The sequence below is a fragment of the Thiocystis violacea genome, assembly GCF_016583565.1.
In the GTDB taxonomy this organism is placed as follows: Bacteria; Pseudomonadota; Gammaproteobacteria; order Chromatiales; family Chromatiaceae; genus Thiorhodococcus; species Thiorhodococcus violaceus_A.
Genome location: NZ_NRRF01000281.1, coordinates 1 through 509, shown reverse-complemented (window position 1 = coordinate 509; position 509 = coordinate 1). Strand labels below are relative to the sequence as shown.

Here is a 509-nt window from a genome sequence, read left to right as displayed (position 1 = left end):
AGTCTCGTGGGCTCGGGAGTGTCCTCAGCCTCAGCTTGCGCGGCCTCTGCGGTTTCGGTCGGCGTTTCCTCTTGCGGTGCTTCGGGTTCGTCCTCTGCGGTGTCCTCGGGGTGCGCCGCCTCTTCGATTTCAGCGTCTTCGCCGGTCTCGGGGGCAGTTTCGGGCATATCCGCCTGCGCGGGCGGTGTGTCGGGGGTCTCCGACACCGGCACTTCAGGCGTGTCAGCGGTTTCCGGTGCCACCTCTTCTGCCATCGGTTCATCGGCCGAAACGGCGGGCGCCTCGTCCAGTGCGGGGGCCGCATCCGCGTCGTCGCTGTGCGCTGCGTCGTCCTGGGCCGGCCCCTCGGCGCTGTCCGCGTCGATGAAGGAATAGGTCACGCATTCGTTGTAGCCGAGCGCCGCGCAGGTGCGCCGGGCCATCGCCTCGCGCTTTTGCAGGGGCGTCAGGATGCCGGTGGGCACGCCCACATGGGCGCGCGGCAGGCGCTTGCCCTGCAATTTGGTCAG

At 69.0% G+C, this 509-nt stretch carries 1 pseudogene; it reads right to left on the bottom strand.

The features are described 5' to 3' along the window. Positions 1-509 (bottom strand): annotated as a pseudogene (locus CKO23_RS25205) (hypothetical protein); the annotation flags it as partial.